The organism is Aquabacterium sp. A08, from assembly GCF_011742065.1.
Map to the genome: position 1 here is coordinate 21,776 of NZ_JAAQQT010000626.1, position 9,438 is coordinate 31,213.

Consider the following 9,438-nt stretch of genomic DNA (forward strand, 5'->3'; position numbering starts at 1 on the left):
GGTCAGTGCGCCTGCTCCCAGTTGGCGCCCACCCCCACTTCGGCCAGCAGCGGCACCTTGAGCTGCGCCACGCTGGCCATGAGGCGCGGCACTTCGGTTTTCAGCCAGTCCACCTCGGCCTGGGGCACCTCGAACACCAGTTCGTCGTGCACCTGCATGACCATGCGGGTGCCCTTGCCCTGCGCGTCCAGCGCCGCCTGCACCGCCACCATGCTCATTTTGATGAGGTCCGCCGCCGTGCCCTGCATGGGGGCGTTGATGGCGGCACGTTCGGCCCCGGCACGGCGCGGGCCGTTGGGGCTGTTGATTTCCGGCAGGTACAGGCGGCGGCCGAACACGGTTTCCACATAGCCCTGGGCCTTGGCCTGGGCCTTGGTTTCGTCCATGTAGTGGCGCACGCCAGCAAAGCGCTGGAAGTAACGGTCGATGTAGTTTTTGGCCGCCGTGTTGTCGATGCCCAGCGCCTTGGCCAGGCCGTAGCTGCTCATGCCATAGATGAGCCCGAAGTTGATGACCTTGGCGTAGCGGCGCTGCTCGCTGCTGACCTGATCGGGCACCAGGCCAAACACCTCGGCGGCGGTGGCGCGGTGCACGTCCATGCCGTCGGCAAAGGCCTTGAGCAAGGCCTCGTCCGCGCTGAGGTGCGCCATGATGCGCAGCTCGATCTGCGAATAGTCGGCACTTGCAATGACATGCCCCGGCGGCGCCACAAAGGCTTCGCGCACACGGCGGCCTTCGGCCGTGCGGATGGGGATGTTCTGCAGGTTGGGATCGTTGCTGCTCAAGCGCCCGGTGACGGCCACCGCCTGCGCGTAGTGGGTGTGCACGCGGCCGGTGCGCGGGTGGGCCAGCGCGGCCAACTTGTCGGTGTAGGTGCCTTTGAGCTTGCTGAGCGAGCGGTGCTCCAGGATTTTGGCGGGCAGCGGGTAGTCTTCGGCCAGCTTTTCCAGCACCTCTTCGTCGGTGCTGCGGGCGCCGGTGGCGGTTTTCTTCACCACCGGCAGGCCCAGTTTGTCGAAGAAGATTTCGCCCAACTGCTTGGGGCTGCTCAGGTTGAAGGGCTGGCCGGCGATGTCATAGGCGTCTTGCTCCAGCTGCAGGATGCGCTGACCCAGTTCGTGGCTTTGGCGCGCCAGCGTGGGCGCGTCGATCAGCACCCCGTGGCGTTCGATGCGGTAGAGCGCTTCGCTGCTGGCGATTTCCAGCTCGTAAATGGCGCGCAGCTTGGCATCGGCCTGGAGGCGCGGCCACAGCACACGGTGCACGTCCAGCGTGAGGTCGCTGTCTTCGCAGGCATATTCGGCGGCCTTGGCCACGTCCACCTGGGCGAACGGGATTTGCGCCGCGCCTTTGCCGCACAGTTCCTCGTAGCTGATGCCGCTGCGGCCCAGGTGGCGCTCGCCCAGGCTGCCGAGGTTGTGGGGTTTGTGCACCTCCAGCACGTAGCTTTGCAGCATGGTGTCGTGGGCGTAGCCGCACACCTCGATGCCGTGGTTGGCGAACACGTGGCGGTCGTACTTGATGTGCTGGCCGAGCTTGAGCGCCTGGGGGTTTTCCAGCCAGGGTTTCAGCCGTGCCAGCACCTCGCCCAAGGGCAATTGGTCCGGCGCGGCCGGGCCGCTGTGCGCCAGCGGGATGTACGCGGCTTCGCCCGGTTGCACGCTGAAAGAAATGCCCACGATCTCGGCGCGCATTTCGTTCAGCGAGGTGGTTTCGGTGTCCAGCGCCACCAGTTCGGCCGCCTCAAGGCGCGCCAGCCAGGCGTCGAAGGCGTCCCAGGTGAGGACCGTGTCGTAAAGCTTTTCCGTGACGTTCGAGACTCCAGGTGCCGGCTCGCCGAACAGATCGGCGGTGTCGCCCACGGCGGTGGCCTGGGCGGCAGGGGCGGCAACCACCGCCCCAGCGGCGCCCGCATCGCCCAGGGCACGCGCCAGGCCCTTGAAGCCATAGCGTTCGTAGAACTCGCGCAGCGCGGGCACTTCGCGCTCGCGCTGGGCCAAGGCGTCCAGCGCCGGCAAGCCTTCCACAAAGCCCGTCAGGTCGCAATCGGTTTTCATGGTCACCAACTGGCGGCCTGTCACCAGCCAATCACGCGCCTTGCGCAGGTTCTCGCCGGCCACGCCTTTGATTTTGTCGGCGTTGGCCAGCACGCCTTCCAGCGAGCCGTGTTCGGCCAGCCATTTGGCGGCGGTCTTGGGGCCCACTTTTTCCACGCCGGGCACGTTGTCCACCGTGTCGCCCACCAGGGTCTGGTAGTCCACCATCAGACGTGGCGGCACGCCGAATTCGGCGGTCACGCCGGCCACGTCGCGCACCTTACCGCTCATGGTGTCGATGATGGTGATGTGTTCGTTCACCAGCTGGCTCAAGTCCTTGTCACCGCTGCTCACCACCACGCGCACGCCCTGGGCGGCGGCCACGGTGGCCAGGGTGGCAATCACGTCGTCGGCCTCCACGCCGGGCACGTCCAGCACCGTCCAACCCAGCAGGCGCACCACTTCGTGTATGGGCGCAATCTGCGCGCGCAGGTCGTCGGGCATGGGGCTGCGGTGGGCCTTGTACTCGGGGTACAGCGCGTCGCGGAAAGTGGGGCCGGAGGCGTCGAACACGCAGGCCACGTAGTCGCCCGGCTGCTCTTTTTGCAGCGCCTGCATCATGTTGATCATGCCGCGTATGGCGCCCGTGGCGGGGCTGGACGGATCGCCCGGCACCGCGCGCAAATCGGGCATGGCGTGGAAGGCGCGGTAGAGGTAGCTGGAGCCGTCCACCAGCACCAGGGTTTTGCTTGTTTCGCTCATGCTGGGGATTGTGCGGCCAAACCCGGGCGGACCCGGCGATTGCCTACAATCGGGCCATGCACCGCACACCCGCCTTCACCCCGACCTGGCAACGCCTGGCCCAGGCCGCCGCCCTGGCCGCCACCTGCGCCGCCGTTCCCGCCCTGGCCCAGACGCCGGCCGCCGCCATCGCCCAGGAACCGGTGCAGACGCTGGAGCAAAAAACCGAACGCATCACCCACCAGGACGCGGGCAGCCGGATTGAAGAACTGCGCGTGGGCGGCCAGACCCGCAGCATCGAGGTGCAGACCAACACCGCCGTGCCGGGCTACCAGGTGCAGCCCATCGACGCCGGCCAGCCCAGCGACAGCAAAAGCGGGGCCGGCAAAAGCAGCTGGCGCGTCCTGAAGTTCTGACCATGGCCGTTTTCACCGAAGTCTCGCGCGACGAGGCCGCCGCGCTGCTGCGCCGCCTCGGCCTGGGCGAACTGACCGACATGGCCGGCTGCGCTGGCGGCATCGAGAACACCAACTACTTCGTCAGCACCGAACACGACGGCGTTCGCCACGACCACGTGCTGACCCTGTTCGAGCGCCTGACCTTCGAGCAGCTGCCGTTCTACCTGCACCTGATGAAGCACCTGGCGGGCAAGGGCATTCCGGTGCCCGACCCGGCCGCCGACGCCCAGGGCAACATCCTGCACACGGTGTGCGGCAAGCCCGCGGCGGTGGTGAACAAGCTGCGCGGCAAGCACGAACTGGCGCCCAGCGCCGACCAGTGCGCCCAGGTGGGCGCGATGCTGGCGCGCATGCACCTGGCCGGGCGGGACTACCCGCGCCAGCAGCCCAACCTGCGCGGCCTGCCCTGGTGGAACGAGACGGTGCCGGTGGTGCTGCCGCACCTGGCGCCGGACCAGGCGGCGCTGCTGCAAAGCGAGCTGGCCTACCAGAACCACATTGCCGCCAGCGCCAGCCACGAGGCCCTGCCGCGTGGGCCGGTGCACGCCGACCTGTTCCGCGACAATGTGATGTTCGACCAGGGCCAACTCAGCGGCTTTTTCGACTTCTACTTCGCCGGCTGCGACAGCTTCGCCTTCGACCTGGCGGTGTGCCTGAACGACTGGTGCATCGACCTGGCCAGCGGCGCCCAGGACGACGCCCGCACCCAGGCCATGCGCCAGGCCTACGAAAGCGTGCGCCCTCTGACCGCGGCCGAACGCGAGTTGCTGCCGGCCATGCTGCGCGCCGGGGCCCTGCGGTTCTGGATTTCGCGCCTGTGGGACTGGCACCTGCCGCGCGAGGCCAGCATGCTCAAACCGCACGACCCCACCCATTTCGAGCGGGTGCTGCGCGCCCGCCTGGCCCAGCCATGAAGCTCAACCCCGTTCCCGCGCGCACCGGCCTGCTGTGGGTGCAGTTGGGCATCCGCACTTTTGTGCGCCAGCCGCTGGCGCTGGCCGGGCTGTTTTTCCTGTTCATGATGGTGGTGTCGGCCCTGTCCATGCTGCCGCTGCTGGGCCAGCCGCTGGCGCTGGCGCTGCTGCCCGCGGCCACCCTGGGCCTGATGGCCGCCACCCGCGAGGCCCACAGCGGCCAGTTCCCCATGCCGGCGGTGCTGGCCAGCGCCTTCCGCGCGGGCAAGGACCGCCTGCGGGCGATGCTGGTGCTGGGCGGGCTGTACGCGCTGGGCTCCTTCGTCGTCATGGGCCTGTCGGCCCTGCTGGCCGGCGGCGGCCTGCCACCGGTGGCCACCGAAGGCGGCGAGCTGACCGAGGCCATGCTGCGCCAGCCCGGGGTGCTGCGCGGTCTGGTGCTGAGCATGCTGCTCTACTTGCCCCTGGGCCTGCTGTTCTGGCACGCCCCGGCGCTGGTGCACTGGCATGGGGTGTCCCCGGTCAAGAGCCTGTTCTTCAGCGCCCTGGCCTGCTGGACGAACAAGGGGGCTCTGCTGGTGTATTTCCTGGCCTGGACAGGCGTGTTCGTGGGCGTGTCGCTGGCGGTGGTGCTGCTGGCCGGTGCCCTGGGCGGCCCGCAAGTGCTGGCGGCCATCGTCTTTCCAATGGCCATGCTGATGAGCGCCATGTTCTTCAGCTCCCTCTACTTCACCTTCCGCGACAGCTTCGTCACCGACGACGGCCAGGCCCCGGCCTGAGGCAGCACGGCACCCGCACCGGGCCGGGCGGACGCGGCCTGTCACAGCGGCTTCACACAGCGCCGGCATGCTGAGGGGTGTTTCACACCACCCCTTCTGACACAGCATGACCCACGAACTCCGACCCGGCGTTGTTTTCAACGAAGAAGACTCCAACACCAGCCCCAACCCGGCGTTTGAGCAGGTGTTGCAGGCCCGGCTGAGCCGGCGCAGCCTGCTGCGCAGCGGTGCCGGTGTGGCCGGCGCCACTGCCTTGGGCGCCACCGCCCTGAGCGGCTGCGCCACCGGCGCTCCGGCCCATGCGGTGAACACGCTGGGTTTCAAGGCGGTGAGCAAGCACGTCAACGACGTGCTGACCGTGCCCGAGGGCTACACCGCCCAGGTGCTCTACGGCCTGGGCGACCCGCTGAGCGGCGACACCCCCGCCTTCAAAAACGACGGCACCGACACCGACTGGGGCCGCCGCGCCGGCGACCACCACGACGGCATCGAATGGTTCAGCCTGGACGCCAACAGCCAACCGTCCAACACCTTCAATTCGCGCGGTCTGCTGGCCATGAACCACGAGGCCACCACCGACGAGAAGCTGACCTCCTTCTTCATCCACGCCGACGGCGGCAAGGCCAGCCTGCCTCGCCCCGCGGCTGAAGTGGACAAAGAGTTGATGATCCACGGCCTGTCGGTGGTGGAGGTGCAGTCCAACGGCAAAACCTGGAGCTACAAGACCAATTCGCCGTTCAACCGCCGCGTCACCACCATGACCGAGGCCGTCATCTCCGGCCCGGCCCGCGGCAGCACCCACCTGGTCACCAAGTACAGCGCCGACGGCACCCGCGCCCGCGGCACGCTGAACAATTGCGGCACCGGCAAAACGCCCTGGGGCACCTTTGTGTCGGGCGAGGAAAACTGGTTCGGCTACTTCTTCCGCGACGCGCAGGACGACGACCGCCGCAAGAAGGACAAACAGGTGCAGGCCCTGAACCGCTACGGCCGCAAGGCCGGTGCCGCCAGCCGCCACGGCTGGGAAAGCGGCGGTGCCGACGACCGCTTTGTGCGCTGGAACAACGGCGCCCTGGCCGCCAGCGCCCAGGAAGACTACCGCAACGAGATGAACACCTTCGGTTACGTGGTGGAACTGGACCCGTACAACCCGAAAGCCGTGCTGCGCAAGCGCACCGCCCTGGGCCGCATGGGCCACGAAAACGTGACCTTCGCCAAGCCGGTGGCCGGCCAGCCGGTGGTGGCCTACATGGGCGACGACGCGCGTGGCGAGTACATCTACAAATTCGTGTCGCACGCCTTGTGGGACCCGGCCGACGCCAAGGCCGCCAACCGCCTGACCGCTGGCGACAAATACCTGGACCAAGGCACGCTGTTTGCCGCCCGCTTCAAGGAGGACGGCAGCGGCGAATGGCTGGCGCTGTCGGTGGACAACCCGGTCATCGCCCACAGCTCCTACTTCGAGTTCAAGGACAACGCCGACGTGGCCATTTTCACCCGCCTGGCGGCCGACGCCGTGGGCGCCACCAAGATGGACCGCCCGGAATGGGGCGGCGTCAACCCACGCAACGGCGAGGTGTACTTCACCCTGACCAACAACAGCAACCGCACCGCCGCCACGGCCGACGCGGCCAACCCGCGCGTCTACACCGACCTGAAGGGCCGCAAAGAGCAAACAGGCAACGTGCACGGCCACATCGTGCGCTTCATGGAGCCGAACCCCGCTGCGACCACCTTCAAGTGGGACATCTACCTGTTCGCCTCCGAAGCCGATGCGGACCAGGCCCGCGTCAACCTGTCGGGCCTGACGGACGACAACGACCTGTCGTCGCCCGACGGCCTGGTGTTCAGCCCGGCCACCGGCATTTGCTGGATCCAGACCGACGACGGCGCTTACACCGACAAAACCAACTGCATGTTGCTGGCCGCCCTGCCGGGCCAGGTGGGCGATGGCGGCACCAAGACCCTGCAATACGGCGACAAGACGGTGACCACCTACGCCGGCAAAACCCAGACGCCGGCCACGCTGAAACGCTTCCTGGTGGGCCCGCGCGGCGCCGAAATCACCGGCATTTGCGAAACACCCGATGGCCGTGCGATGTTCGTCAACATCCAGCACCCCGGTGAAAACACCCAGATGGCCGATGTGAACACCCCCGCCCGGTACGAAAGCCAATGGCCCGCGAACGCCGGCTACGGCCCGGGCCAGCGGCCGCGCTCGGCCACCGTCGTCATCACCAAGAACGACGGCGGCGTCATCGGCAGCTGACCTTCAACGGTTCGGGAAAGCGCGCGGGTCCCGCCCGCGCATTGACACCGCCCGTCCCTCCTGGGGGCGGGCGGTTTTTTTGTCCAATCCACTGCCGGGATATTCCTGTGGTGTCGGGGGCCCTGGTGCTACATTTGGACACATCGCTGTGCCGCCCATGTCCTTCCACGTCCCCACCCTGTTCGCCGTGATCATCGCCGTCTCCGCGGTGCTGGCCGTGGCGATCGGCTTTATCGGGCGCCAACGGCACCGCAACCTGCTGCTGTGGGCCACAGCGCTGGGCGTGCAGGCGCTGGGCTACGTGCTCTACGGCCTGAGGGGCCAGGTGCCGGACTGGGCCTCGGTGGTGGTGGCCAACGTGTGCATGTCCGGGGCGCTGGCGGTGTACGCCTTGGGCATCCGCCGCTTCCACGACCAGCGCTGGCCCGTCTGGTGGGCCTGGGCCCCGGTGGCGGTGATCGGGCTGAGCTTTCCGTTTCTTCTGGACAATTTCACGGCCCGGCTGCTGCTGGGCAGTTCGGTGTACGGCCTGCAACTGCTGTTTGTGGCGGCGGTGGCGCGCCAGCAACGCCACGCGCCCAGGGGGCGCGGCGAACAACTGCTGGTGTTCGGTGCGCTGTTGATGGCCATCATGATGGCCGCGCGCACCTGGACCGTGGCCACCGGCCAGTTCACGGTGCAGCAGCTGTTCCAGGGCGGCACCCTGCAGTCCCTGACCTTCCTGTTTACCCTGACCGGCACCCTGCTGCTGGCCCTGGGCCTGATCATCATGAACGAGGACCGGGCCGAACACGCCCTGCGCCAGAACCAGCGCTACCAGGCCTTCCGCAACCGGATCCTGGAACTGCTGGCCCAGGGCACCCCGTTGCCCACCCTGCTGCACGAAATCGTGCAGGGCATCGAGACCCTGCACCCGCGCATGTTGTGCAGCATCCTGCTGCTGGACCGGCAAGGCCAGCACCTGCAAACCGGCGCCGCCCCCAGCCTGCCGGCGTTCTACAACGACGCGGTGCAGGGCCTGCCCATCGGCCCGGGCGCGGGCTCCTGCGGGACCGCGGCCCACACCCGGCAACGGGTGGTGGTGGAAGACATCGCCAGCCACCCTTACTGGGCGCCCTACCGCGAACTGGCGGCCCAGGCCGGGCTGGGGGCGTGCTGGTCGCAACCCATTTTTTCGTCGGACCAGCGGGTGCTGGGCACCTTCGCCATCTACCACCACCGCCCGCACACGCCCAGCCCCGCCGACATCGCCCTCATCGAAGAAGCGGCCCTGCTGGCGGGCATCGCCATCGAACGCAGCCGCGAAGCCCAGCAATTGCTGGAACGGGAACGGCACTACCGGCTGCTGATCGAAACCGCCAACGAGGGCATTGCCGTGATCCAGAACGGCGTGCTGCGCTTCGCCAACCCCCGCTTCTTCCAGCTGTGCGGCCACACCCCGGCCGAGGTGCTGAACCAGCCCCTGGCCCCGCTGATCCACGAGGACGACCGCGACCGGGTGATACGCGCGTCGGCCCCCGCCGACGGCCAGGCCGCGCCCCAGCACCACACGTTCCGGGTGCTGACGCGCCACCAGGGGGAGCGCTGGTTCGAGCTGAACGACGCGCCCTTCGAGTGGCTGGGCCAGCCCGCCACCCTGAGCTTCATGACCGACATCACCGAGCGGCGGCGGCTGGAGGCCAAGATTCAGCAGCAGGCGCTGCACGACACCCTGACCGAGCTGCCCAACCGCCGCCTGCTGACCCACAACCTGGCCCAGGCCATGGCCAGCCACCGGCGCAGCGGACTGCATGGCGCGCTGATGTTCCTGGACCTGGACAACTTCAAACCCCTGAACGACACCCACGGCCATCGGGTGGGCGATTTGCTGCTGGTGGAGGTGGCGCACCGCCTGACCCACAGCGTGCGCGAAACCGACACCGTGGCGCGCTTCGGCGGGGACGAGTTCGTGGTGCTGCTGGGCGACCTGCACACCGACCCGCAGACCTCGGTGGAACTGGCCCGCGCGGTGGCGGGCAAACTGCTCGCCGCACTGGCCGAACCCTATTGCCTGGCGGTGGAACAGGCCAGCGGCGGGGTGCACGCCGTGGAGCACCGCTGCACCGCCTGCATCGGGGTGGTGATGTTCGACGGCCAGGCCACCGAACCCGACGACCTGCTGAAACAGGCCGACATGGCCATGTACCGCGCCAAGGCGGCGGGGCGCAACACGGTCTGGCTGGCGCCGACCGCACCGACCGC

Annotated in this window: 6 protein-coding genes; 5 read left to right on the forward strand and 1 reads right to left on the reverse strand. The window is 68.2% G+C overall.

Translation table 11 applies throughout. The features are described 5' to 3' along the window. Positions 1–2: 2 nt before the first annotated feature. The gene (gene polA / locus HA630_RS12225; RefSeq protein ID WP_166835045.1) at positions 3–2,798 is read right to left on the reverse strand and encodes a DNA polymerase I; all 2,796 of its coding nucleotides are present in this window, start codon (positions 2,796–2,798) and stop codon (positions 3–5) included. Positions 2,799–2,854: 56 nt separating this feature from the next. Here polA and HA630_RS12230 point away from each other — a divergent pair, with 56 nt between their 5' ends. From HA630_RS12230 to HA630_RS12250, 5 genes are all read left to right on the forward strand, one after another. Further along, entirely contained in the window at positions 2,855–3,193 is a 339-nt protein-coding gene (locus tag HA630_RS12230; protein WP_166835047.1) for a hypothetical protein, read from the forward strand. A gap of 2 nt (positions 3,194–3,195) precedes the next feature. After that, positions 3,196–4,149: a homoserine kinase gene (locus HA630_RS12235; protein ID WP_166835049.1), complete on the forward strand. Its 954-nt coding sequence runs from the start codon at positions 3,196–3,198 to the stop codon at positions 4,147–4,149. Continuing rightward, positions 4,146–4,928 carry a BPSS1780 family membrane protein gene (locus HA630_RS12240; RefSeq protein WP_166835051.1) on the forward strand — a complete coding sequence of 261 codons (783 nt, stop codon included), beginning with the start codon at positions 4,146–4,148 and terminating at the stop codon, positions 4,926–4,928. Before HA630_RS12235 ends, HA630_RS12240 begins: the two co-directional genes overlap by 4 nt. A gap of 106 nt (positions 4,929–5,034) precedes the next feature. Further along, complete coding sequence (locus HA630_RS12245) at positions 5,035–7,197, forward strand: PhoX family phosphatase (protein WP_166835053.1); 2,163 nt, start codon at positions 5,035–5,037, stop codon at positions 7,195–7,197. 157 nt (positions 7,198–7,354) lie between these two features. Next, positions 7,355–9,438, forward strand: a 2,084-nt coding sequence (locus HA630_RS12250; RefSeq protein ID WP_166835055.1) for a diguanylate cyclase domain-containing protein, incomplete at its 3' end; no start/stop codon positions are given.

Coding starts and splice junctions, on each gene's coding strand:
- HA630_RS12235 (WP_166835049.1), top strand. CDS start 3,196: ATGGCCGTTTTCACCGAAGTCTCGCGCGACGAGGCCGCCGCGCTGCTG.
- HA630_RS12230 (WP_166835047.1), top strand. CDS start 2,855: ATGCACCGCACACCCGCCTTCACCCCGACCTGGCAACGCCTGGCCCAG.
- HA630_RS12245 (WP_166835053.1), top strand. CDS start 5,035: ATGACCCACGAACTCCGACCCGGCGTTGTTTTCAACGAAGAAGACTCC.
- HA630_RS12240 (WP_166835051.1), top strand. CDS start 4,146: ATGAAGCTCAACCCCGTTCCCGCGCGCACCGGCCTGCTGTGGGTGCAG.
- polA (WP_166835045.1), bottom strand. CDS start 2,798: ATGAGCGAAACAAGCAAAACCCTGGTGCTGGTGGACGGCTCCAGCTAC.